Here is a 21,570-nt window from a genome sequence, read left to right on the forward strand (position 1 = left end):
TCGTTCCAATTGGAGTAAACACTACAGCAATGCGGGAGGTGGCCCGGTGGGCGCAATCAGAGCCGATAGCGATACCTACGACGTGGCGGTGATCGGGTACGGCCCCACGGGCGTGACCGCTGCGAACCTGCTGGGCGGCATGGGCCTCAGGACGGTCGTGCTGGAGCGCGACGCCGAGGTCTTCTCCCGGGCCCGGGCGATCTCCACCGACGAGGAGGTCATGCGGATCTGGCAGCGCACCGGCCTCGCCGACCGGCTGAAACAGGACATGCTCGCCGAGCGCCCGCTGGACTTCGTCGACGCCCGCGGCCGGACCTTCATCAGCGCGCGTCCCACCCCGCGCGGCCACGGCCATCCGCCGCAGATGTTCATCTACCAGCCGGCCCTGGAGCAGGTCCTGCGCGACGGCGTCGGCCGCTTCCCGAACGTCGAGGTCCTGCTGCGGCACGAGTGCCTGCGGCTGCGGCAGGACGCGGACGGCGTCGAGCTGACCGTGGTGGGCGCGGACGATTCCGTACGACGGCTGCGCGCGAAGTACGTGATCGCGGCGGACGGCGGCTCCAGCCTGACCCGCGCCCAGCTGAACGTCGGCTACGAAGGGCGGACGTACGAGGACCGCTGGGTGGTCATCGACACCGAGATGCTCAAGCCGTGGCCCGACCACGACCGGCTCCGCTTCCGCTGTGACCCGGCGCGCCCGGCGGTCGACTGTCCGACCCCGCTCGGCCACCACCGCTGGGAGTTCCCGATCCTGCCGGGCGACGACGAGACCGATCTGACCACCGACGAGGCGGTCCGCTCGATGGTGGCCCGGTACGGGATCGGCCGGGACCAGATCAGGATCCTGCGCGCCACCGTCTACAGCCACCACGTCCGCTTCGCCGCCCGCTTCCGCGTCGGCCGGGTCTTCCTCGCGGGCGACGCCGCCCATGCGATGCCACCCTGGATCGGGCAGGGCATGGCGGCCGGCGTGCGGGACGCGGCGAACCTGTGCTGGAAGCTGGACGCGGTGCTGCGCGGTGAGCTGCCCGAGTCGGTGCTCGACTCGTACGAGGCCGAACGCAAGCCGCACGTCAGGGAAGTGACCAGGCGGGCGGTGTTCGTCGGCCGGATCATCACCGAGCGGCGGCGGGCGGTGACACGGGTCCGCGACTCCGTACTGCCGTTGCTGAACCGGGTGCCGGGCCTGAGCAACTGGTTGCAGGACTCCAACTGGATACCCGTCGCCCATTACGCCGAAGGCCTCCAGGCCCGCCCGCGCACCAAGGCGAGCGGGCACCAGATCCCGCAGCCGTGGGTGACCGGCCCCGACGGCGGGCGGGTGCGGCTGGACGACGCGCTCGCCGGGCGCTGGCTGCTGCTGCACGCACGCACCGCAACGCCCCAGCCCTCGTGGGACGTTCCCTCGATCACCGTCACGCCCGCGGGCTCACGCCCCGCCGAGGGCACGCTCGTCGACAGCGACGGCGTCCTGCTGCCGTGGATGCACAGACACCGCGCGGCCACCCTCGCCCTGCGCCCCGACGCGTACGTCTACGCCGCCGCACCCACGGGCGCCCAACTCCCGCCGCCCCCGGCCGGTTTCACCTCCACGCCCCGCCCGATCCCAGTGAGGACCCGATGACTCCGCACACCGACATCCCGAAGATGCAGGAGTTCCTCCTCGACGTCGACGGCAAGAAGATCTTCGTCGCGGAGACGGGAGAGGGCCCGCCCGTGCTGCTGCTGCACGGCGGCGGCCCGGGTGCCTCCGGGGTCTCCAACTACAGCCGGAACATCGCCGAGTTGGCCAAGCAGTACCGGGTCGTCGTGCCCGACCTGCCGGGCTACGGGCGCAGCTCTAAAGGCGTCGACGGCGCCGACCCCTTCGGTCATCTCGCCGACGGCATACGGGGGTCGATGGACCGGCTCGGCCTGGACCGGGCCCACCTCGTCGGCAACTCCTACGGCGGCGCCTGCGCGTTGCGGCTCGCCCTGGACACCCCGGACCGCGTCGACCGCATGGTCCTGATGGGCCCCGGCGGCATCGGCACCACCCGCGCCCTGCCGACCCCTGGCCTCAACAGTCTCCTCAACTACTACTCGGGGGACGGGCCTTCGCGGCTGAAGCTGGAGAGGTTCATCCGCACCCACCTGGTCTTCAACGCCGCCGACGTGCCGGACAGCGTGATCGACGCCCGCTACCGGGACAGCATCGACCCGGAAGTCGTCGCGGCCCCGCCGCTGAGGCGTCCGAAGTCCCTACGCGCCCTCTGGAAGATGGACTTCACCCGGGACCCCCGCCTCAGCCGTCTGCCCGTGCCGACCCTGGTGCTGTGGGGCGCGGCGGACAAGGTCAACCGGCCGTCCGGCGGCGCCATGCTCGCCGAGCGCCTGCCCGACTGCGACCTCTATCTGGTCGCCAACACCGGCCACTGGGTCCAGTTCGAACGCGCCGCACTCTTCAACCGCCTGTGCGCCGACTTCCTGGCGGCCCGCCGATGACGACCTCCGTCTTCGGCCGCGTCCACCTCGGTTACGTCGTCATCGAGACCGAACGCCTCACCGACTGGCGCCGCTTCGGCACCGACGCCATCGGCATGCACCACGACCCGGTCTCCCGCGACCTGATGCGCTTCCGTCTCGACGACCAGCAGTGCCGCTTCCTGCTGCGCCGCGGCCCGGCCGAGGACGTCGTCGCCACCGGCTGGCACGTCGACGACCACACCGCCTTCGAGGAGATCGAGGCGCGCCTGCGGTCCCACGGCGTCCCCGCCGTCCAGGGCTCCGCCGAGGAGGCGGCGCTGCGCGGAGTCGAACGCCTCCTCCGCTTCCCGGGCCCCAAGGGCATCGCCCAGGAGATCTACACCACGCCCCTCACATCCTCCGACCCTCTGCGCATGCTCGCCTCGGGCTGGGTCACCGGCGCCTCGGGCATGGGCCACATAGCGATCACGTCCGCCAGGCCGACCCAGCTGCGCGGCTACTTCGACACCGTCTTCGACGCCCGCCTCACCGACTACATCGACGAGACGATCAGCGGCGTCAAGCTGAAGATCCGCTTCCTGCGAGTCAACGAACGCCACCACTCCATCGCCGTCGCCGCCGTCCGTGGCCTGCCCATCAACCCGGTCCGCACCCGCGTCCAGCACCTCAACATCCAGGCCGCAAGCCTCGACGACGTGGCCCGCAGCTACCAGCGCGTGCACGAACTCGGCTTCGAGATGGCCCTGTCCGTCGGTCAACACACCAACGACAAGGAGCTCTCCTACTACGCCCGCACCCCCTCCGGCTTCGAGTGGGAGGTCGGCTGGAACCCGGTGGTCATCGACGAGTCCACCTGGCGGCCCACGACCCACCAGGGCATCAGCGTCTGGGGCCACACCCCGGTCGGGCAGACCATCGTCGACAGACTCGACCAGTTCCGCCTGGCCGCCCGCTCCCTGACCCGCCGGGAGGACACCGTGCCGGCCCTGAGCGGCACGGGCGTCCCGGACGACTGACAGCGGTGGTCAGGCCGTCAGCCGCAGCAGCGTCTCCTCGAACGGCACCGCGTCCCTGCTCGGCCGGTTGTACGGCAGCCGGGCCAACAGGGCCGCCATCCCGCACGTGTTGGTGACGCCGGAGAAGACCAGCCCCGCGCCTACCAGCCCCGACAACCAGTGGGCGGGCGCCCAGGCCAGGCCCGCCCCGAAGCCGGCGACGACCAACGACCCGGCGGCGAGCCGGATTTGGCGGTCCAGGGGCCAGGGCGTACGGGCGCCGAGGGCCCGCTCGACCGGATGCCCGGCCGCGGTCCAGGCGGCGGTGCCGCCCTCCAGAGTGGCCGCCGCTGTCCCGAGCGCCGCCAGCTGGGCGCAGCCCTTGGCCGAGCGCGCCCCGGAGGCGCAGACGATCAGCAGCGGGCCACGGGCGGCGACCGTCCTGAGCGCGTCCGCGGCCTCGGCGATGCGGTCCAGCGGGATGTTGTGGGCGCCGGGGAGATGGCCGCCGGCGTACTCACCGGGAGTGCGTACGTCGACGACGGTGAACTCGCCGAAGCGGGCGGCGGCCTGGCCGGGGGTGAACGAGGTGGGGGAGGTGGGCACGGAACAGAACCTTTCTCTGGGGTGTTCCCCGAGCGGGTAAGATACCCATGGGGGTATATACGAGGAGGAAGTGTGCAACTCGACATGTCGGCCGAGGAGCTGAAGTCGGCGCTCAACCGGCTGCGGCGGGCCCAGGGCCAGCTCGCGGGTGTCATCCGGATGATCGAGGAGGGGCGTGACTGCGAGGACGTGATCACTCAGCTCGCGGCGGTGTCCCGGGCCCTGGACCGGGCCGGGTTCTCGATCATCGCGACCGGCCTGGAACAGTGCATGACCAGCGAGGACCCGGAGGTGCGGGACTCCGCGCAGATGCGGGCCCGCCTGGAGAAGCTCTTCCTGTCGCTGGCCTGAGCGCCGAGGGCGCCCGGTTCACAGAGCGACCGACACGGCCATGGCCAGAGCGACCGCCAGCAGCACGCAGCCGAACACGCGCTGCAACACGGCCGCCGAGACCTTCGCGGCCAGCCGCCGTCCGTCCCACGCCCCCAGGACCGCGGTCGCGAGGAAGGGCATGATCGGCGCCCAGTCGAGTTGTACGGCGGTGTGGGCGCGGGCCGCGAGCGCGACGAGCGCGTTGGCCACGATGACCAGCAGACTCGTGCCCACCGCCGCGCTCATCGGCACGGCCAGCACCGTCACCAGCGCCGGTACGGCGAGAAAGCCGCCGCCGACCCCGAGGAACCCGGTGACCGTGCCCAGCCCGGCGCCCGCACCGGCGGCCCGGACGCCCGACACCCGCCCTCCGCGGTGGGGCGTACGGCGGCGCAGCATCTTCCCGGCCGCCGTCACCGCGAGTGCCGCGAAGGCCAGGGTCAGCACGGTCCCGGGGATGTGTGCGGACAGCGCACCCGCCACTGCCGCGGGCACCAGACCGGCCGCCGCGAACAGCAGCCCGGCCCGCCAGCGCACCGCACCCGTCCGGGCATGCGCCACCAGTGCGGTGAGCGATGTGACGATCACTATGACCAGGCTCGTGGTGGTGGCCTCGGCAGCGCTGAAGCCGAGCAGATAGACGAGCGCCGGGACGGTCAGGATGCTGCCACCGGCCCCGAGGGCCCCCAGCGCCAGCCCGACCAGGGCGCCCGCGAGGAGGGCCAGGACGAACACGGTCATATGACGACCCCGTCGGCACCGCGCGCGTCCTGGACGGGAAGCCCTTCTGCGGCCCAGTCCCGCATCCCGCCGACCACGTCCACGGCGGCGATCCCCTGCGCGGCGAGCACCTCGGCGGCCTGCCGCGAGCGGTTGCCGGAACGGCAGATGAGGACGAGGTGGGCAGCGGACGGATCCGGAGGCGGAACGGGGGAGTCCGCCGTACCGTCTCCCCACCGGGACAGCGGCAGGTGCAGCGCGCCGGGCGCATGGCCCGCCCTGAACTCGTCCGCCTCTCGGACGTCGATCAGTACGGCCGTGCCGTCCTGGAGCAGGCGGTGGGCCCGGGTCACGGTGATGCGGTCGGGGCCGCGTCGGGGGAAGTGCATCGGGGGGTCTTCCTCGGGTCCGCGCCGGTCACCCGAACCGTCGAACGGTCCGAACCGGCGCTGTGGCGCGGTCAGTTGGAGCGGGCGGGGGAGACGAGGGAGAGGCCGGCCTCGGCCGCGGCGGCGTAACCGTCGTCGACGGCGACGACCTCACGCTCGGCGGCATCGAGCACCGACGCGGCGATGGCGGCCCGCATCCCGCCCGCGCAGTGCACCCACACCGTGCCCGGCGGCACCTCGTCCAGCCGCCGGTGGATCTCGTGCACCGGAATGTGCACACTGCCCTCGATCCAGCCGTCCGCACGCTCACTGTCCCGGCGCACATCCACCACCACCGGCTCCTGCCCCTGCCGCCGGGCCTCGGCCAGATCGGCGAAGACGGCACGCCGCAAGGACACGGGACGAGCGTCCCCGGCGACCCAGTTCTCCGGCGACCCCACGGCCGCCGCGGCCGGCCGGTCGACGCCCACCCGCGCCAACTCCCGCTGCGCCCGCGCGACTTGCCCGGCGCTCTCCGCGAGCAGCGTCACCGGCCTGCCCCACGGGATCATCCAGGCCAGATAGGTCGCGAGCTGCCCGTCGACCTCGAAGTTGAACGCCCCGGCCAGATGCCCGTCCGCGAAGGCCACCCGGCTGCGCAGGTCCACCACCCACTCACCGGCCGCGAGCCGCCGCGCGAGTTCAGCGGCGTCCGCGCGCCGTGGCGCGGTCAGGTCCACCGGCGCAGGACCGGCCGCGTTGGCCGGCCCCATGTGCGCGTAATAGGCGGGCACGTCGTCGAGCCCGGCCAGCAGCTCCTTGACGAAGGTGTCGGCATCCTGCAGCAGCACCGGGTTCGAGGCCTTCTCGTCGCCCATCGTGCTCTGCGCGCCGCCCGCCCGGTTCGAGGAGCAGAAGCTGCCGAAGCCGTGCGTCGGCAGCACGGTCACCTCGTCGTCCAGCTCCGCCGCGAGCCGGTGCACGGAGGCGTGCTGGGCGCGGGCCAGCCGCTCGGTCAGCCGCGGCTCGACGAGGTCGGGCCGTCCCACACCGCCGATCAGCAGCGAACCACCCGTGAACGCGGCCACCGCCCGCCCAGCCTCCTCCAGCACGTACGAGGTGTGGTGCGGGGTGTGACCCGGGGTGGCCACCGCCCGCAGCGTCAGCTCCTCGTCGAGCGGCTCCACGTCCCCGTCGGCCACCGCGACCCGCTCGTACGCCACCTCGGCGCCGGCCGGCACCAGGTAGCGCGCCCCGGTCAGCCGGGCCAGTTCCAGGCCGCCGGTCACGTAGTCGTTGTGCACGTGCGTCTCGGCGACGGCCACGATCCGCACCCCGCGCCGGGCCGCCGCGGCGAGCACCCGGTCGACGTCCCGCGGCGGATCCACCACCACGGCACTCAGGCCACCTCCCGCCAGGTAGCTGCGGTTGCCCAGCCCCTGGGTCTCCAGCACCTCGACAAAGAACACGGCTACTCTCCTTCGCGGGAAATTACCCCCGGGGGTATCTGCTCCTTCACGGTAACAGATACCCAGGGGGGTATTTTCAGGGGTGTGATCGACCGCTCAAGGAGGCCCGGTCGGGTGGGTCAGGCGATCGGATACCGATGGACCGGCGGCAGACCGGTCAGCACGCCGGGGTGCACGACGTCGATGACGTGAGCGCTCGGGGTGAAGAGCGGCTGGGCGAGAAGCGGCAGGTCGGCGACCTCGTGCCACTCCCAGCGGTGGACCAGATGCGGCTCGGCGACGACCGGCTCCCCGCTGTACGCGGTGACGTGGACGGCGGCGGTCAGCCGCGGCATGCCCCGCACGGAGTCCATCAGCAGGGCCAGCAGCCGCGCCTCGCCCCGGTCGGCCTTCAGCCCCGTCTCCTCCTCCAGCTCACGCACGGCCGCGTCGACGAAGTCCTCGTCCGGGTCGTTCTTGCCGCCCGGCAGCTCCCACACCCCGTGCGCCGACCAGCCCAGCAGGATCCGCCCGGCCGGATCGGAGACGACGACGCCCGCACCGGTCAGCGCGTGCGGCGAGGGCCGGCCCTTGCCGGCGCACCCGACCTCGGCAGGGACGGGCTCGCGCAGCAGAACGAAGGCAAGCCCGTCGGCGTCGTGCCGCTCGACGACCGCCCACCCCGCGCACAGCACGGCCAGCTCGGCCTCGTCGAGGGCGATGTCCCGCTTGCCCTCCGACACGCCCTCGGCGACGGGGGTGATGACACACAGGGCGCCCCCGGGTCGTAGCCGTTCGCGTAGCCGGTTCAGCACGCGGGCGCGGTCGCGGACGAAGGCCCAGGCGAGGCGGAAGGTGATCAAGTCGTAGGCGGGGTGCGGAAGTTCGGCGAGATCGTCCTGCTCGATGTCGAACCGCCGGTACGTCAGCGACGCGTCCGCCTCCCCTTCCGCTTCGGCGCGGGCGAGTGCCGCGGGCGCGAAGTCGACGGCGTCCACGCGGTAGCCGCTCGCGGCGAGATGGCGGGCGAGCTCGCCCAGCCCGCAGCCGACGTCCAGGGCCACTCCGCCGTCGGGGGCCGGAGCGAGCGCGGCGAGCAACTCCCGCTCGCTGTCGCGGAGTCCGCTGAAGCCCTTGCCGCCCGCGTAGTGCGCGTCCCACTCGTCACGCTCGGTGTATCCCACTCGAAGGGCATACCCCGTTACGTGGTCACACCCTCGCCGCCTGCGACGGCGTAGGTGGTGAGGGTGTGTACGGCGGTCTCGTCGAGGTCGGGGAACAGCTCCGCGATGACCTCGGCGATGCGTCGGCTGGAGATCTCGCGGACCTGGAGGAAGACGGTGCGTCCGCGGGGTTCGACGGGTCGTCGCTCCAGGGCGAGCATCAGTCCCAGGCGCAGGAAGTCGGGTGCTTCGACGAGTGACCGGGCCACGTTGGCCGCCATGGCGGTGGCCCGCTCCAGGGGCGTGCGGCGATCGACGTGCCCTCGTAAACCGTTCGCCCGCTTCTTGCGCTCGGTGTTCGCCCTGGTCACAGCGTCCACGCTATTCAAGGTCGCCGAGATCGAGATCCGGCAGGCCGAGCGAGCAGTTCCGCCCGGCCTCCTCCTGACAAGCTGAGGTACGCGTGATCAGCAGGCCGAGTTGGTCTGGGTGAGCAGGCCGAGGCGCCACGGGAGGGTGTTGTAGTCGCCGGTCGCGTTCGGGTCCTTGCCCTGGTACAGGTACTGGAGGCGGCAGGACGGGATCGTCAGCGTCTGGTCGTAGCCCGCGCGGACCATCTCGCCATGGCTGATGTCCTTCGTCCAACTGCCCCCGGGGAAGGTCACGTTGCTCGCCCGCGCGAACGGGTTGGACTCCGTCGCGGCCAGCGCGGTCCATGAGCCGGCGAGGCTGCTCGACGTCCAGGAACGGAAGTAGCGCCGCCCGTCCGAGCCGATCGCCTCGACCAGCAGCAGGTACTGGTTGCCGCCCTGCACCTTGTAGACGTTGCTGGCCTCGAACAGCGCGTATCTGTTGGAGTCCTGGGCCGCGATGACCGTGTTGGTGAACCCGTTCGGGAAGCTCGCCAAGGTCGTCTGCGAGCGGTACAGGTGGCCGTTGTCGTCGGACGAGAACAGATAGCAGTTGGCCGAGTCGCAGATCACCCACATGTCGACCCAGTAGCCGTTGCCGATGTTCTGCTTGATGACGTCCGGCATCGCGGCGTAGAAGTTGCGCGGCGCGCTCCAGCCGTTCGGGTTGGAGATGTCGGCGTTGGTCGAGTACGAGGCGTTGCCGGTCTGGTAGACGAGATACCAGAGCTTCTGCGGCGCGAAGTAGAAGACCTGGGGTGCCGCCCGATAGCCACTGCCGATCGGCGTGCGGTCGAGGTAGTAGTGGGTGGCCGAGCCCGCCTGCGACCAGTCCGTGAAACTGAGATACACCAGCCCGTACCCCGAGGCGCTCGCGGCACTGGCGAACACGTGGTACTTCCCGTTGTAGTACACGACCGACGGGTCCTTGAGCCCCGCGATGCCGTGCGTCGAGTCGGGCTTCGGCGACATCAGCACCCCGCTGGAGCTCCAGCTGTAACTCCCGGGCAGCGCGGCCGCGTTGACGGACTCCGTGGTGGCGGTCGGCGTACCACCCATGGTCGTCAGGACCGAGTTGTACGCCGCCTTCTTGGCGCCGTTGCGGTCGAACAGGAGCGGGTTCTCACCGCTGCGCCAGGAGTCGCTGTCCCGGATGCCCCAGACCGTGACGCCGTTGCAGCGGGCTACGTTCCAGCAGGCCCGGATCGTGTTGGCGTACGCCGTCGTCGGCGCCTGCGCGATGTCCAGCTCGGTGATCTGTACGTCGACGCCGAGCGCCGCGAAGTTCGACAGCGTGGTCTGGAAGCTCGCCGGGGGACCGCCGGTGCCGAAGTGGGCCTGGAAGCCGACGCAGTCGATGGGCACACCGCGGGACTTGAAGTCGCGGACCATGCGGTAGACGCCCTGGGTCTTCGCGGCGTTCCAGTCCTCGATGTTGTAGTCGTTGTAGCAGAGCTTGGCCGCGGGGTCGGCCGAGCGGGCGGTGCGGAAGGCCTGCTCGATGAAGCCGTCGCCGAGGAGGTTCTGGAACACGGAGGAGCGGTGGGTGCCGCTGCTGCCGTCGGCGAAGGCCTCGTTGACGACGTCCCAGGCGTAGACCTTGCCCTTGAAGTGAGCCATCTCCGTGGTGATGTGATTGTTCATCACACTGCGCAGGGTGTTCGCGTCGGTGATCGAACCGACCCAGCTGGGCAGTTGGGAGTGCCAGACGAGCGTGTGGCCGCGGATGCGCTGGCCGTGGGCGGAGGCGTGGGCGACGATCTGGTCGGCGGGGGCGAAGTCGAAGGAGCCTCGGGTGCGTTCGGTCGTGTCCCACTTCATCTCGTTCTCGGGCGTGACCATGTTGAACTCGCGGTCCAGGATCGTCGCGTACGTCCCGTCCCCGAGCTTGCCCGAGGCCACGGCGGTCCCGAAGTACCGTCCGGACTGGGCGGCTTGAGCGCCGAGCGTGGTCGCCTTGACGGCGGCGCCGTCGGGTGCGGCGGCCGCGGTCCCGGCGGCGAGCAGCGCGGTGACGGCGACGAGGCCTAACGCGGAGGCGGAGGCCCGGTGGCCTCGTGTGCGGCGGAGCAGTCTCATGATCCTCCTCAGGCGGTGGGAGCGCTCCCACAAGCGGTATTGGAGGATGATAGGAGCCCCACAGGAACCGTCAATACCTCGCGCACCACCCGCTAGCGGGAGGCCAGTTTTCGCAGTACGCGCGCGGCCAGCGGCGTGGGCAGGGTGCGCAGGGTGCGGACCAGGGCCGCCGTCTGCCAGGGGAAGTACGCGTTGGCCGGTTCCTTCTCCAGGGCGCGTACGACGTGCCGGGCTGCACGCTCCTGGCTGATCTGGAACGGCTTGGGCAGGCCGTCGTCGCTGATGCGCTCGGTGGCGACGAAGCCCGGGTGGATCGAGGTGAACCGGATGCCCCTGGGCGCCAGTTCGACGCGGGCGGCGTCGAGGAGCGTACGGACCGCCGCCTTCGCCGCGGAGTACGGGCCCTGGCGGGGGATGCCCATCAGCCCCGCGAGCGAGTTGGTGTGGGCGATGAGTCCGCCCTCCGGCTGGGTGGTCATCTGCTGGATCAGTGGGACGAGGTAGTTGACGACCACGTCGTAGTTGAGCGCCATGATGCGGGCCACGTCCGGGACGCCCACCTGGTCCATCGACATGTCGGGGCCCTGGCCCGCGTTCAGCAGCGCGATGTCGACGGAGCCGTACTCGGCGACGGCGGCCGCCACGACCCGGGCGGCGGCCTCCGGGTCGAGGGCGTCGGCGGCGATGTCCAGGCAGCTCCCGCCGCCGGACCGGATCTCCTTGGCCACGGCGGCCAGTTCGGGAGCGCGCCGGGCGGTGATGACGAGCCGGTTGCCGCCCGCGGCGAGCAGACGCGCCACCTCCGCGCCGATGCCCGAGGACGCGCCGACGATCAGGACCGTACGACCGGTGATGCTTGCCATGACGATCACTGTAAGGGCACTCAGGCGCCGGTGGTCCGCTGCTCCGCGAGCCGGCGTCGTGCGAAGTATTGACACCCCCTGTATGACTGCGTAGACATGTGACTGCGCAGACATGACAGCGCAGTCATACGCGGGTCGGCACCCCTGGAGCGCTCGCCGTGGCTGGCTGGGATGTGAGCCGCCGGACATCGGGAGACCAGAGATGACGCGAGTCGGACTGCAGGGCGGTGGTGCGGCCGCGCCGCGCGCCGTGGACGTGGCCCGGCTGGCCGGCGTCTCGCAGAAGACGGTCTCCCGGGTCTTCAACGGCGAGCGGTACGTGTCGGAGGACGTCCGCCGGCGCGTGCTCGGGGCCGCCGAGGAACTCGGCTACCGCCTGAACAACGCGGCCCGCGCCCTCGCCTCGGGACGCACCCGCTCCATCGGCGTCGTCACCCTCGGCACCGCCCTGTACGGACCCGCCTCGCTGCTCATCGGCATCGAGCGGGCCACCCGGGACGCGGGCTACGCGCTGCGCGTGGTCAACACCGTGGAGGGCGAACCCGGAGGCATCGTTGGGGCCGTCGAGTCGCTCCTCGACCAGGGTGTCGACGGCATCATCGTCTCCGAACCGATCGACGAGGGAACGGTCTCGCTCAGCGTGCACGTACCGGTCCTGGTGCTCGGCGCGCCCGCGGACTTCGGTGCCTCCCGGGTGGTGGCCGCGGGCGTCGGCGCCGAGTCACTGGCCCGGGCCGCCACCGAACACCTGCTGGACCTCGGCCATGTGACGGTCCATCACCTCGCCGGTCCGCAACGGTGGTTCGCCGCCCGGGACCGGCTGGCCGGCTGGCGCTCGGCACTGGCGGCCCGCGACCGGCGGCAGCCGCCCGTCATCGAGGGCGACTGGTCCGCGGCGTCCGGCTACGCGGCGGGCCGGGAGCTCGCCGCCGGTGAGGTCACCGCGGTGTTCGCCGCCAACGACGACATGGCCATCGGCCTGATCCGCGGGCTGACGGACGCCGGCCTGCGGGTGCCGCGGGACGTGAGTGTCGTCGGCTTCGACGACATCCCCGTCTCCGCCTATGTCACGCCTCCGCTGACCACGGTGCGCCAGCCGTTCGACGCGGTGGCACGGGAGGGCCTGCGGCTGCTCGTGCAGGCCATCGAGAAGCCCGACGCGGAACCGGCGCCGGCCGGCGACCCACCGGTCGACCTCGTCGTACGCGCCTCCACGGCCCCTCCGCCGACCCGCTAGCCACCTACCCGCGCGACGCGACCTCGCCGCAACCGGCCGGCTGCGTCAAGCAGTAACTCCCCTTGCTCTCCTGGAGGTTGGTTCATGGCGGTCCTGCCCGCCCGCGTCCTGTTCGGCGCCGCGTATTACCACGAGTACACCCCCGAGTACGACCTCCGGCTGCGGCCCGACGAACGGCTGAAGACCGACCTCGACCTCATGGCCGAAGCCCACTTCACCGTGATCCGGGTGGGCGAGTCGGTGTGGTCGACCTGGGAACCCGGCAACGGCCGCTTCGACCTCGACTGGCTCCGACCCGTCCTCGACGGCGCCCACGAGCGCGGCATCTCCGTCGTCCTCGGGACACCGACGTACGCCGTACCGCCGTGGCTGGCCCGCCAGTACCCGGAGATCACCGCCGAGCACGCCACCGGGCAGCGGCTCGGCTGGGGCGCCCGCCAGGAAGTCGACTTCACGCACCCGGCGTTCCGTTTCCACGCCGAACGGATCATCCGCAAGATCGCCGCCCGGTACGCCGACCATCCCGCGGTCATCGGCTGGCAGGTCGACAACGAACCGGGCCTGCACCTCTTCCACAACCACGGCGTCTTCCAGCGCTTCGTCGACCACCTGCGCGCCAGGTACGGCGATGTCGGCACCCTCAACCGCGAGTGGGGACTGGTCTACTGGTCCCACCGCCTCTCCGACTGGTCCGACCTGTGGACCCCGGACGGCAACGCGCAGCCGCAGTACGACGTCGCCTGGCGGGAGTTCCAGGCCCGCCAGGTCACCGAGTTCATCGGCTGGCAGGCCGACATCGTCCGCGAGTACGCCAAGCCGGGGCAGTTCGTCACCACCTGCATCTCCTACACCCGTCAGGGAGTTCAGGACGACGAGCTCTCCGCCCGCCTCGACATCGCCTCGGGCAACCCGTACTACGACATGCAGGACGGCCTCCTGCTCCCGGACCCCACACCCGACGACCACCGGCAGATCTGGAAGACCACCGGCCTGTGGTCGATGTACCGGACCGCCGACTGGATGTACTCGTCCCGCCAGGAGCCGTTCCTGGTGACGGAGACCAACGCGGGCGCCATCGGCTACGCCTGGGACAACAGGCCCGCCTACGACGGCCAGTGGCGCCAGGCGGCATGGGCCCATGTGGCGCGCGGCGCACGGATGATCGAGTACTGGCAGTGGCAGACGCTGCACTTCGGCGCCGAGACCTACTGGGGCGGAGTCCTCCCGCACAGCTGCCGGCCGGGGCGCGTTTATGCCGAACTCGCCCGGCTGGGCGCCGATTTCGAGAAGGCAGGCCCCCTCGTCGCCGGGCTCGAACCGGACGCCGACATCACGATGGTCTACTCGACGCCGAGCAAGTGGCTGATGGAGAAGCATCCGCCGCTCGCGACCGCCGACGGCGAGCCCGACCCCGCCGCCTACGACCGCATCTTCGACCCCTTCTACCGGGGCGCCTTCGAGTCCGGCCGCCAGGTGCGGATCGTGCACGCCCGACAACTCCACGACCCGCTGGGCGAACGCACGGGCACGACACCGTCCGAGGCCGCCCGCCGCCACCCCGTCCTCGTCGTCCCCGCGCTCTACATCGCCGCCGACACCACCCTCGACTGGCTCGCCGCCTACGCCCACGCCGGCGGCCACCTGGTCCTCGGACCCCGCACCGGCTACGCCGACCACGAGGCCCGGGCCCGGCTCGAACCGGCGCCCGGCCGCCTCACCGAGGCCGCCGGAGTCTCGTACGAGGAATTCAGCAATCTCACCGGCGGCATCCCGGTCCACGCCGTGCCCGGCAGCCCCCTGCACCTCCCGCAGGAGGCCACGGCGACGCACTGGGCCGACGGTCTGACCGTCAGCGACGCCGAGGTGCTCGCCGCTTACCGGCACCGGCACTTCGGCCGCTGGCCGGCCGTCACCACCCGGCGCCACGGCGCGGGCCGCGTCACCTACGTCGGCACCGTCCCGGACCGCGCCCTCGCCCGGGGGCTGTCGGAATGGCTGGTGCCCTCGCCGGCCCACGGCTGGCGCGACCTCCCGGACACGGTCACCGCCACGACCGGCACCTCGCCCGACGGACGCCGCGTCCACGTCGTCCACAACTGGAGCTGGGAGCCCGCGCGGGTCACCGCGCCCCTGGAGCTGACCGACGTCCTGGACGACAGCGGAGTCCCCGCGGGCGCCCAACTGGAGCTCGGCGCCTGGGACGTGCGGGTCCTCGTCGCCTCCTGAACGACCGTTCATCCGTCAATCGGCCGTTCCTCAAAGGAGTCTCGACGACGGCTCGCAGGAGTGGCGGCTGGTCCGCCGGCCGCGCCCCGCCGTCACAGGGCGATCAGCATTCGCTCGGCGGCCACGCGCAGCCCCAGCCCGGCGAGCCGCTCGTGCGCCGGATCGGCGGGGTCGGTCAGCGGGTTGGTGTTGTTGAGGTGGGTGTAGCAGCGGTGCTCCGCCGTCGCCCGGTGCAGGCGGCGCGCGGTGCCCTGCGGGCCCTCGATCGGCAGATGACCCATGCCGGAGGCCGTGCGCTCGGAGATGCCGGTGCGGCGCGGTTCGTCCTCGTCGAGGAAGGTTCCGTCGAGCAGTAGGCAGTCGGCCCGGGCCGTCTCCTTGTCGAAGGCGTCGCTCCAGGTGGCGAGGGCGGGTGCGTACAGCGCGGTTCCTCCGGTGCTCGGGTCGTGCACGCGCAGGGCCACGCTCCAGGCGGGGTGGGCCGGTTCGTCGGCGGCATAGCGCGGGCGCTTGGCCGACAGGGGCACGGCTTCGACCTGGAGGCCGGCGATGTCCGCGGGCGGGGCGTCACCGGTCGACGGCAGGTCGTGCCATGCCAGCCGGGTGTAGGGGTCCAGTACGTCCGCGAGGTGCAGCCTGGTGAGCAGCGCCCGGCGTACGGGTTCCGTCGCCCAGACCTCGATACGGGACGCCTCCCGCAGCCGTAACAGGCCCAGGACGTGGTCGAGTTCGGCGTCGGTGAGGACGACACGCACCACGGGAGTGCGGGCCTGGCCGGCCTCCGGGCGCAGACCCGGGTGGCTTTCGAGCTGCTCGGCGATGTCCGGGGTGGCGTTGGCGAGGAACCAGGAGGCCGGATCCGGCCCGTGGACGGCCAGCCCGTCGTGCAGCCGGCGCCGGGCCGGGTCCCGGCGTGCCCCGGCGCATCCGGGACACGCGCAGTTCCACTGGGGGAGACCGCCACCGGCGGCGGTACCGAGGATGCGCAGCTGCACGGCTGAACTCCGTTCCCTGTGACGCCTGGTGGGATCAGCCTGCCAGCAGCGCGCGGCCCAGCCAGTCCTTCTCGTCGCGTACTCCCGGCAGGGCGTAGAAGTAGCCGCCGCCGGTGGGGGAGATGTAGTCGACGAGGGGCTCGTCGATCAGGCGGGTCTGGGTGGCCTCGAACTGGCGCTTGACGTCCTGCTGGTAGCAGCAGAAGACCAGGCCCATGTCGAGGTTGCCGACGTCGTCGATGCCGCGGTCGTAGTTGTAACCGCGGCGCAGGATACGGGAGTTGTCGGTCTTCGCGGTGCGCGGGTTGGCCAGCCGGATGTGGGCGTCCAGCGGGATCGCGTTGCCCTTCGGGTCCTTGGCGTAGTTGGGCGTGTCGGTCTCCTTGGCGCCGTCCAGCGGGGCGCCCGTGTCCTTGCGGCGGCCGAACATCAGCTCCTGCTCGCTCAGCGAGACCCGGTCCCAGAACTCCACCAGCATGCGGATGATGCGGATCACCTGGTAGCTGCCGCCCTCGGCCCAGGCGGGTTCGCCGTCGCCGCCACCGACCCAGATGAGCCGGTTCGTCTCGCGGGCCGAGGTGACGTCCGGGTTGGCTATGCCGTCCTTGAAGCCGAGCAGGTTGCGCTGGGCGCCGGTGGGGCGCGGGGCGTTCTGGAAGCCGTCGACACGCCACCTGATCTGCATGGCGCCGCGGGTGTGCTTGGCGATGTCGCGCAGCGTGTGCAGCACGGTGTCCTGCCGGTTCGCGCAGATCTGCAGGGACAGGTCGCCGTGGCACTCGGCGGCCTTGAGGTTGTCGTTGGGGAAGGTCCGCATCGGGGTCAGCCGGACCGGCTTCGCCTTGGCGAGGCCGTAGCGGTCGTCGAAGAGGGTGGCGCCCACGCCGACCGTGACGGTGAGGCCGTCGGCGGGGACGGTCGGGCCGAGGATGCCGTTGTCGGCGGGCGGTGCGCCGACGCCGAGGTCGGCCGGGGTGCCGCCGGAGGTGAGGAAGCGGGCCCTGGAGGTGATCGTCCGGAGCAGTTCGGCCAGTCCCGCGCGGTCGTCGGCGATGACGTCGAGGGACACGAAGGTGGCGGCCGCGGGGGCGGGCGTGACGATGCCGGCCTGGTGGGCGCCGTGGAAGGGGACCTTGGCCGCGTTCGCCGTCTGCGTGGCGGCCTGCGCCGTACCCCCGCCGCTCTCGGCGAGGGCGAAAGCACCGCCGGCCAGGGCCGCCCCGGCCGCTCCGGCGCCGAGGGTCGTCCTCACGAAGGAGCGGCGGCCGTGACCGGCGGGGCAACCGCCGTGCGGGGCGGGCGTGTCGGCGGACGGCATGGGGTGGTTCCCTTCGGTCGGTACGGGGTGCTCGGCGGTCATCAGGCGGACTTCCTGATCTCCAGCAGGTCCGGGACGGGGGAGAGGTCCTCCAGCAACTGCCCAGTCGCTCCGTCGACTTGGGCCCGCGTGGTGGCATCGAGCCGTTCCACGGGCGTCCAGGTGCCGCCGTGATGGGCGGCGTCGAGGAGCTTCTGCAGCCGGGCGATGTCCGCGTCGACGGTCGGCAGCAGCTTCGGCGCGCGGCTGGTCAGCAGCGGCCTGAGTACGGTGAGCAGCTCGCGGGTGCCCGCCAGGTTGGCGTCGGCGGTGGCGAGGCCCGTGCCGCTGCCCTCGTCCGTGTCGCCGGTGAGCTCGAACTGGAGAGTGTTCTCCAGGATCTCGTGGGCGCGCAGCGGAAGGTCGGAGGGGTCGAAGTCCTGGGCGGGGAACGCCTTTTGGAGTCCGGTGACCGCGGCGACGAGCCGGTCGGCAGGCGCCTTGAGACTCCCGGCCGACTCGCCGTGCCACAGGCCGTACTCGATGCGGTGGAAGCCGGTGAAGTCCTTGTCGTGCACACCGCCCGGCAGACCGTCGGCCCTGCCGTTGATCCGCTGGTCGAAGTCCTCGAACGTGCCGTAGGCGGCGCCGAGGGAGGAGTAGGTGAGGTGGGCCGTGAGCCAGTCGGTCCGGGCCTTGCCCAGGTGACCGCCCTTGATGTCGGCGTCGAGCGTGCGGGTCTGGGCGACGAGGGTGGCCAACCCGCGGTCGACGTACGCCTTGTACTGCTTGAGCGGGGCGGCGAGATCCTTCTCGGAGACGGGTACGACGGCCTTGGCGCTGCCGCCGCCCGTGACACGGACGGCCCTGGAGGTGACGGCGGTGCCGCCGGTGGGCACGCAGCGCCAGGCGTAGGTGCCGCCGGCGACGGTGGCGACCAGGGCGCGGGTGGTGCCCGGGGCCAGGCCCTCGACCTCGCCGTAGACGGCGCCGGTGGACGGGTCGATCAGGTACACCTCGGAGGTCCTGCTTCCGGTGTTGTGCATCTGGAAGGTCTGCCGGCCCGTCCTGGGCGCGGTGAATCCCTTGCCGCACTCCTTCTCCGAGACCGCGATCGTCTGCGCGGAGGCCGGCTTGGGGCGCCCGAAGGCGACGGCGAGGCCCGCGATCACGGCCGGGACGGTGACGACGGCCACGGGGACCACCCAGACCGGGCGGTGACGCGGCGGGGACGCGGGGGAGTCCTGCGCGGAGGCCTGCTTCCCGGCGGCGGGCTCGGGCGTCGTACCGCGCACACCGCGGACGAACAGGGTCATGACCACGGCCAGATAGCCGCCGTACCCGATGATCTGCAGCCAGGTCATGGCCGGCGTCAGGTTGAACACGCCCTGGAGCAGGGTGCCGTACCAGGAACCGGCGTCGACGCTGCCGCTCAGGTCGAAGGCGTAGGCCGTCTTTCCGGGGAGCAGGCCGCCCTCCTGGAGGTCGCGGAGGCCGTAGCCGAGGACGCCGGCCGCGATGACGATCAGGACCGCGCCGGTGGCGGTGAAGAACCTCGTCAGGTTGATCCTCAGGACCCGGCGGTACAGGCCCCAGCACAGTGCGGTGGCCAGCACGAGTCCGATGGCGGCGCCGGTGAGCGGGCCCGCGGACTCGCCGGCGGCCTGGGCGGTCGTCCACAGGAACAGGGCGGTCTCCAGGCCCTCCCGGCCCACGGCGAGGAAGGAGGTGAGGATCAGTACGCCGGCGCCCATGCCGAGCGCGCCCGTCACCTTCTCCTTGATCTCGCCGGACAGGTTGCGGGCCGAGCGGCGCATCCAGAACACCATGGCGGTGACGAACGCGACCGCGATCACGCTCAGCGTGCCCCCGAAGCTCTCCTGCGCGGTCGCGCTCAGGGACGCGGCGGTGAAGGTCAGGACAGCGCCGAAGCTCAAGGCGAGCGCGATCGCCGCGAGGACGCCCGTCCACACCTGCGGCAGTCGCGAACGGGCGTCGGCCCGCACGAGGGTGGCGACGAGGACGGAGACGATGAGCCCGGCTTCCAGGCCCTCCCGCAGTCCGATCAGAAGGCTCGGAAACGCGTCATCCCACATGTGGTTCTCCCCGGCCCGGCTCCGCAGACCGTGCTCATAAGCGTAGGCATACCTAACAAGACGCCGACCATCATGACTACGGATCTGTAGTCAAAAGGCCATGGGGAGGCAATTCCAGGGCAAAGCCCATTCGGCGGAGTGATTGCCGCATCGTGCCCCACCGACAAGATTCCGCCGAACTCGCCCTGGGTTCGGCTCGGTTGCCGGTGCCCGGGCCCATCGGTTTTGCCGGTGTTGACCGGACGAGTAACTTCCGTTACCACAGGTCACCAGGCATGTCGTCGCCAGGGTCGATCCTGTTGTTGATCGTCGGGCCATGGATGCAGCTTCAAACGTTGAGCACAAATTCCACACATCCCCCTCTTCAGGAGGGGCTCGATGGTCTAGATTGACCTTGCTTCGCATGGTGGGACACGAGGCGACAAATGATGATCTATTGCTCCGGCGTTGCGCGGAGCATGGGGGGTTCCAAGGGATTCTCGAGCACCTCGAGAGTCCGTCAGGACGTGTGAACTTGCTGCGCCACGGCGGTAGTTGAGGCTGCCCTGAAGCAGCCGGGATGTCGTGCACACGGTGGGGCGGGGGTGTCCCACCGGGAGGAACGGCGCGACGCGGGGGGCGGGGGGCCTCCCGAGGAGCCGAAGCATGCGGGAGGCGGGGGCCTTCCGGGGGGAGGGACAGTGTTGGGCGAGCACGTCGTACCACTGGGAACCGGGGGGGTTCTGTGGCGCAGGGGGGACTAGTCGACCCTTTTTCGTCGGCGCACAGACGCCTGGCGGACGAGGCGATGAGCCGGCCCGTGAGCAGTTGGGAGCAGCGGTACAGACGTACCGTCATCACCAGCGACACGGTGGTCACCTTCATCGTGGTGGCGGCGATAGGTGAGTTCTTCGGGGCCCGTGACGCGGCCAACTGGCATGAGAAATGGGGGATCCTGGCCTTCGGCACCGAGCTGCTGGTGCTGGGATCGCTCGCGGTGAGCCGGTCGTGGGCGCCCGCCGTACTCGGCCAGGGCGCGGAGGAGTTCCGAAGACTCGGACGCTCACTGTTCACGGCGACCGTCGTCCTCGCGCTCGGCGGGATCGCCCTCACATCGCGCAACATCAAGCTCTGGATATTCGTCGCGATCCCCGCGATCGCGCTCGTCACCATGACGGCCCGGTACGTACTCCGGCTTTCGCTGCACAAGCGGCGGAACGAAGGGCGGTGCCTGAGACCGGTGCTCGCCGCCGGAAGCCCTGACACCGTACGGGACTTGATAGCCCGGACCCGCAAGTTCCCCCACCTCGGATGGCGGGTGGACGGGGTGTGCACGACCGACGGGATCGACGGCGACGAACTCGACGGGGTACCGGTCGTCGGCCGGCTGACGGACGTCGCCAAGTACGTCGAGCACGACGGCTACCGCGTCGTCGCGGTCACCCCGGACCCGCACTGGACACCGGAACGGCTGCAGCGCCTGGCCTGGAACCTCGAAGGCAGCGACGCCGAGATGGTCGTGGCCCCCGTGCTGATGGAGGTGGCCGGCCCGCGCTTGCACGTCGACGCCGTGCTCGGCATACCGCTGCTGCGGGTCAGCATGCCGACCTTCACCGGCGGCCGCCGGGCCATCAAGGCGGTCGTCGACCGGCTGGGCTCCGCGATCCTCCTGCTGCTGTTCGCACCGCTGATGGTGTGCGTCGGACTGCTCGTGGTGATGGACAGCCGGGGCGGCGCGTTCTACCGCCAGCGCCGGGTCGGCAAGGACGGCCGCGAGTTCACCATCCTCAAGTTCCGCACGATGGTCGCGGACGCCGACCGGGCACGAGCCGAACTGGCCGACCAGAACGAGGGCGCGGGGCTGCTGTTCAAGATGCGCCGGGACCCGCGGGTGACCCGGGTGGGCACCGCGCTGCGCCGCTACTCGATCGACGAACTCCCGCAGCTCTTCAACGTACTTACCGGATCGATGTCGCTGGTCGGTCCCCGGCCCCCGCTGCCGGAGGAGTCCGCCGAGTACGGCCCGGACATCCGGCGGCGGCTGCTGGTCAAGCCCGGCCTCACCGGCCTGTGGCAGATCAGCGGACGCAGCGACCTGCCGTGGGAGGAGGCCGTCCGCCTCGACCTGCGGTACGTGGAGGACTGGTCTCTCGCCCTGGACACGGTGATCTTGTGGAAGACGCTGCGTGCGGTGCTCTACGGCCAGGGGGCCTACTGATGTGCGGGGATCGCAGGCCACAGGGGCCTGGG

General features: G+C 71.4%; 17 protein-coding genes and 1 pseudogene. 7 read left to right on the forward strand and 11 right to left on the reverse strand.

Annotated features, from left to right (window positions below):
* The first annotated feature begins 46 nt into the window (after nt 1–46).
* The 3 genes from ABZ848_RS12000 to ABZ848_RS12010 are packed head-to-tail and all read left to right on the forward strand — an operon-like array spanning nt 47 to nt 3,482.
* Complete coding sequence (locus ABZ848_RS12000; RefSeq protein WP_360829326.1) at nt 47–1,624, forward strand: bifunctional 3-(3-hydroxy-phenyl)propionate/3-hydroxycinnamic acid hydroxylase; 1,578 nt, start codon at nt 47–49, stop codon at nt 1,622–1,624.
* Nucleotides 1,621–2,484: an alpha/beta fold hydrolase gene (locus ABZ848_RS12005; RefSeq protein ID WP_360829329.1), complete on the forward strand. Its 864-nt coding sequence runs from the start codon at nt 1,621–1,623 to the stop codon at nt 2,482–2,484. Before ABZ848_RS12000 ends, ABZ848_RS12005 begins: the two co-directional genes overlap by 4 nt.
* Nucleotides 2,481–3,482 (forward strand): VOC family protein, encoded by a 1,002-nt coding sequence (locus ABZ848_RS12010; RefSeq protein WP_360829332.1) that lies wholly within the window; start codon nt 2,481–2,483, stop codon nt 3,480–3,482. The genes ABZ848_RS12005 and ABZ848_RS12010 overlap by 4 nt, the downstream gene beginning before the upstream one ends.
* Before the next feature lie 9 nt (nt 3,483–3,491).
* On the opposite strand, the gene ABZ848_RS12015 is transcribed toward ABZ848_RS12010, so the two are convergent.
* Entirely contained in the window at nt 3,492–4,067 is a 576-nt protein-coding gene (locus ABZ848_RS12015) for a rhodanese-like domain-containing protein (RefSeq protein WP_360829335.1), read from the reverse strand.
* Nucleotides 4,068–4,139: 72 nt separating this feature from the next.
* Here ABZ848_RS12015 and ABZ848_RS12020 point away from each other — a divergent pair, with 72 nt between their 5' ends.
* The gene (locus ABZ848_RS12020) at nt 4,140–4,418 is read left to right on the forward strand and encodes a metal-sensitive transcriptional regulator (protein ID WP_242777045.1); all 279 of its coding nucleotides are present in this window, start codon (nt 4,140–4,142) and stop codon (nt 4,416–4,418) included.
* A gap of 18 nt (nt 4,419–4,436) precedes the next feature.
* Here ABZ848_RS12020 and ABZ848_RS12025 read toward each other — a convergent pair whose 3' ends face one another.
* The 7 genes and pseudogenes from ABZ848_RS12025 to ABZ848_RS12055 form a co-directional block, all read right to left on the reverse strand.
* Nucleotides 4,437–5,180 (reverse strand): sulfite exporter TauE/SafE family protein, encoded by a 744-nt coding sequence (locus ABZ848_RS12025; RefSeq protein WP_360829339.1) that lies wholly within the window; start codon nt 5,178–5,180, stop codon nt 4,437–4,439.
* On the reverse strand, nt 5,177–5,548 hold the full coding sequence (locus tag ABZ848_RS12030) for a rhodanese-like domain-containing protein (RefSeq protein WP_360829341.1): 372 nt from the start codon (nt 5,546–5,548) through the stop codon (nt 5,177–5,179). The genes ABZ848_RS12025 and ABZ848_RS12030 overlap by 4 nt, the downstream gene beginning before the upstream one ends.
* 71 nt (nt 5,549–5,619) lie before the next feature.
* Complete coding sequence (locus ABZ848_RS12035; RefSeq protein ID WP_360829344.1) at nt 5,620–6,996, reverse strand: MBL fold metallo-hydrolase; 1,377 nt, start codon at nt 6,994–6,996, stop codon at nt 5,620–5,622.
* 119 nt (nt 6,997–7,115) lie between these two features.
* Nucleotides 7,116–8,159: an NUDIX domain-containing protein gene (locus ABZ848_RS12040; protein WP_360829347.1), complete on the reverse strand. Its 1,044-nt coding sequence runs from the start codon at nt 8,157–8,159 to the stop codon at nt 7,116–7,118.
* 26 nt (nt 8,160–8,185) lie between these two features.
* Nucleotides 8,186–8,443: pseudogene (locus ABZ848_RS12045) on the reverse strand (TetR/AcrR family transcriptional regulator); the annotation flags it as partial.
* A 162-nt stretch (nt 8,444–8,605) separates the two neighbouring features.
* The gene (locus ABZ848_RS12050; RefSeq protein ID WP_360829350.1) at nt 8,606–10,627 is read right to left on the reverse strand and encodes a non-reducing end alpha-L-arabinofuranosidase family hydrolase; all 2,022 of its coding nucleotides are present in this window, start codon (nt 10,625–10,627) and stop codon (nt 8,606–8,608) included.
* 92 nt (nt 10,628–10,719) lie between these two features.
* Nucleotides 10,720–11,490 (reverse strand): SDR family NAD(P)-dependent oxidoreductase, encoded by a 771-nt coding sequence (locus ABZ848_RS12055; protein ID WP_360829353.1) that lies wholly within the window; start codon nt 11,488–11,490, stop codon nt 10,720–10,722.
* Between the two features lie 202 nt (nt 11,491–11,692).
* On the opposite strand from ABZ848_RS12055, the gene ABZ848_RS12060 reads away from it, so the two are divergent.
* Nucleotides 11,693–12,727 (forward strand): LacI family DNA-binding transcriptional regulator, encoded by a 1,035-nt coding sequence (locus ABZ848_RS12060; RefSeq protein WP_360829356.1) that lies wholly within the window; start codon nt 11,693–11,695, stop codon nt 12,725–12,727.
* 84 nt (nt 12,728–12,811) lie between these two features.
* Complete coding sequence (locus ABZ848_RS12065) at nt 12,812–14,953, forward strand: beta-galactosidase (protein ID WP_360829359.1); 2,142 nt, start codon at nt 12,812–12,814, stop codon at nt 14,951–14,953.
* Between the two features lie 92 nt (nt 14,954–15,045).
* On the opposite strand, the gene ABZ848_RS12070 is transcribed toward ABZ848_RS12065, so the two are convergent.
* From ABZ848_RS12070 to efeU, 3 genes are read right to left on the reverse strand one after another with little or no spacing between them, the layout of a single operon-like run.
* Nucleotides 15,046–15,948, reverse strand: coding sequence for an MBL fold metallo-hydrolase (locus tag ABZ848_RS12070; protein ID WP_360829361.1), 903 nt, complete (start codon nt 15,946–15,948; stop codon nt 15,046–15,048).
* 34 nt (nt 15,949–15,982) lie between these two features.
* The gene (efeB, locus tag ABZ848_RS12075; RefSeq protein ID WP_360829847.1) at nt 15,983–17,266 is read right to left on the reverse strand and encodes an iron uptake transporter deferrochelatase/peroxidase subunit; all 1,284 of its coding nucleotides are present in this window, start codon (nt 17,264–17,266) and stop codon (nt 15,983–15,985) included.
* A 41-nt stretch (nt 17,267–17,307) separates the two neighbouring features.
* Nucleotides 17,308–19,341: an iron uptake transporter permease EfeU gene (gene efeU / locus ABZ848_RS12080; RefSeq protein ID WP_360829364.1), complete on the reverse strand. Its 2,034-nt coding sequence runs from the start codon at nt 19,339–19,341 to the stop codon at nt 17,308–17,310.
* 724 nt (nt 19,342–20,065) lie between these two features.
* On the opposite strand from efeU, the gene ABZ848_RS12085 reads away from it, so the two are divergent.
* Nucleotides 20,066–21,538: a sugar transferase gene (locus ABZ848_RS12085; protein ID WP_360829367.1), complete on the forward strand. Its 1,473-nt coding sequence runs from the start codon at nt 20,066–20,068 to the stop codon at nt 21,536–21,538.
* Nucleotides 21,539–21,570: the final 32 nt, after the last annotated feature.

Source organism: Streptomyces sp. NPDC047081 (genome assembly GCF_040643775.1).
In the GTDB taxonomy this organism is placed as follows: domain Bacteria; phylum Actinomycetota; class Actinomycetes; order Streptomycetales; family Streptomycetaceae; genus Streptomyces.

Coding starts and splice junctions, on each gene's coding strand:
- ABZ848_RS12005 (WP_360829329.1), top strand. CDS start 1,621: ATGACTCCGCACACCGACATCCCGAAGATGCAGGAGTTCCTCCTCGAC.
- ABZ848_RS12010 (WP_360829332.1), top strand. CDS start 2,481: ATGACGACCTCCGTCTTCGGCCGCGTCCACCTCGGTTACGTCGTCATC.
- ABZ848_RS12025 (WP_360829339.1), bottom strand. CDS start 5,180: ATGACCGTGTTCGTCCTGGCCCTCCTCGCGGGCGCCCTGGTCGGGCTG.
- ABZ848_RS12030 (WP_360829341.1), bottom strand. CDS start 5,548: ATGCACTTCCCCCGACGCGGCCCCGACCGCATCACCGTGACCCGGGCC.
- ABZ848_RS12050 (WP_360829350.1), bottom strand. CDS start 10,627: ATGAGACTGCTCCGCCGCACACGAGGCCACCGGGCCTCCGCCTCCGCG.
- ABZ848_RS12055 (WP_360829353.1), bottom strand. CDS start 11,490: ATGGCAAGCATCACCGGTCGTACGGTCCTGATCGTCGGCGCGTCCTCG.
- ABZ848_RS12060 (WP_360829356.1), top strand. CDS start 11,693: ATGACGCGAGTCGGACTGCAGGGCGGTGGTGCGGCCGCGCCGCGCGCC.
- ABZ848_RS12065 (WP_360829359.1), top strand. CDS start 12,812: ATGGCGGTCCTGCCCGCCCGCGTCCTGTTCGGCGCCGCGTATTACCAC.
- efeB (WP_360829847.1), bottom strand. CDS start 17,266: ATGCCGTCCGCCGACACGCCCGCCCCGCACGGCGGTTGCCCCGCCGGT.
- efeU (WP_360829364.1), bottom strand. CDS start 19,341: ATGTGGGATGACGCGTTTCCGAGCCTTCTGATCGGACTGCGGGAGGGC.